The organism is Lachnoclostridium sp. An131, assembly GCF_002160825.1.
Classification (GTDB): domain Bacteria; phylum Bacillota; class Clostridia; order Lachnospirales; family Lachnospiraceae; genus Laedolimicola.
Genome location: NZ_NFLI01000036.1, coordinates 1 through 1,879, shown reverse-complemented (window position 1 = coordinate 1,879; position 1,879 = coordinate 1). Strand labels below are relative to the sequence as shown.

General features: G+C 46.5%; 1 protein-coding gene. It reads left to right on the top strand.

Going from position 1 to position 1,879, the window contains the following annotated elements; all coding sequences use genetic code 11:
• Positions 1-150 precede the first annotated feature (150 nt).
• The gene (locus B5E77_RS16670; protein WP_087166482.1) at positions 151-1,602 is read left to right on the top strand and encodes a DDE-type integrase/transposase/recombinase; all 1,452 of its coding nucleotides are present in this window, start codon (positions 151-153) and stop codon (positions 1,600-1,602) included.
• The last annotated feature ends 277 nt before the right edge of the window (positions 1,603-1,879 follow it).

Here is a 1,879-nt window from a genome sequence, read left to right as displayed (position 1 = left end):
GGTAGTGTCAAAACTACCTTCTTTTTTTATTGTAAAAGTTACGCTTTACCTTGATTTTTCGGAGGTTTGCAAATAAAAAGAGCATTGACCTCCCTTTTCTGGTATAATGTCAATCGCCAAACCAACCTTATACAAAAGGAGCCAACGCTCATGGACATTATACTTTATCTTCTCACCATTATTCAATACCTTTATCAGTTGAATTGCTGGTTATTAAATTTTATCTGCAGATACATCCCTCTCAAGCAGTGGGCGTTTGATGACTCCCATTCCCCAAAATACCAGAAGTACAAGATTGATGAACTTCCTTTGATTACGGATTTCCGTCAGGACTGGACCTATAAGGAGCTGATTCCTTACTTCCATAAGCGTTACGGCAAGAAGATCTGCCCCATCAAACGTCAGTCCGAATGTGACATCCCGGAAGAATGTTCCTGTCCCCGTTGTCAGGCTCCAAAACCCTATCTTTACAAGAACAACGGCTCCAAAGGACAGCTTTCCTGCAAAGTCTGTGACGCGAAGTTCTCTCAGCAGGATAACCGCTTTTCTGCCATAAAACTTCGCTGTCCCCACTGTGGGAATACTCTTGTCCCAAAGAAAGACCGGAAGTTCTTTGTCCTGCATAAGTGCGTAAACCCGAAATGCCCTTACTATCTCCATAACCTTAAAAAAGTGGAGCCAGAACATCTCAATGAGGCTTACGGGAAAAATAAATACAAGCTCCATTACATCTACCGTGAATTCACTGTAGATTTCTTTCGCATGGATTTAAACTCCCTTCCGAAAAATGCTTCTTCCCTGAAGTTCAGCCGGCATAACGCCCATGTCATGGGGCTCTGTCTGACTCTCCATGTAAATCTTGGTCTCTCCCTGCGCAAGACTTCTCAGGCTCTCAAAGATCTTTACAACATCCGGATCTCCCACCAGCAGGTCGCCAATTATGCCCGGACTGCCGCCCTCGTCATCAAGCCTTTCGTTGACAACTATGAGTACAAGACCGGAACCACCTTTATCGCCGATGAAACCTATATCAAAGTCCGCGGGATCAAAGGATACATCTGGTTCATCATGGATGCGGTATCCCGCTCCATTCTTGGCTATCAGGTCTCTGACAACCGCGGGGTAGGTCCCTGCATCCTTGCTATGCGCATGGCTTTCCGTAAGTTGAAGCAGCTTCCGGAAAACTTCCGCTTTATCGCCGATGGCTACAGCGCCTATCCGCTTGCGGCTCAGCAGTTCTTCCACCAATTCGGTGAGAACTTCCGCTTTGATATCACTCAGGTCATCGGGCTCACGAACGAGGACGAAGTCTCCAAAGAGTTCCGCCCTTTCAAACAGATGATCGAGCGTCTCAACCGTACGTTCAAAGCCTCCTACCGCATAACATGCGGCTATGACAACTATGAGGGTGCCAACTACAATGTCGCCCTCTGGGTCGCTTATTATAACTTTCTCAGACCGCATCAGCACAACCACTATCGTGTTCTCAATAAAGCAGAGCATCTGGAAAATGCCGACAACATGCCGGGCAAGTGGCAGCTGCTTATCTTTCTCGGGCAACAGACCATCCTGCAGATGCAGAAGTCTCAAGCAGAAGAATAAGTCTGTTCCTAGATTCAGAGCCGGAGATAACAACTCAGCCATCCCGGAGGGATTTACCCTTGATGGCACGCAAAAACAATGCTACAATGCTGTGATCCAGACGGAGAAACCAGCCTGTTCCTGAGTTCTTCGCCGTCGATAAGGCACTCAGAGCATTGCTTTTGTGTGCTGTCAAGGGTGGCGTAAGCTGCCATCAAACATCATATCTGCAATTTTCAAGGTTCAATCTGAGCCTATTTCTTAGACTTCATTTTTTCATAACTCATTTGACACTACC

What these genes read in the sequence shown, in the direction of transcription:
- B5E77_RS16670 (WP_087166482.1), top strand. Translation starts at nt 151, where the DNA reads ATGGACATTATACTTTATCTTCTCACCATTATTCAATACCTTTATCAG.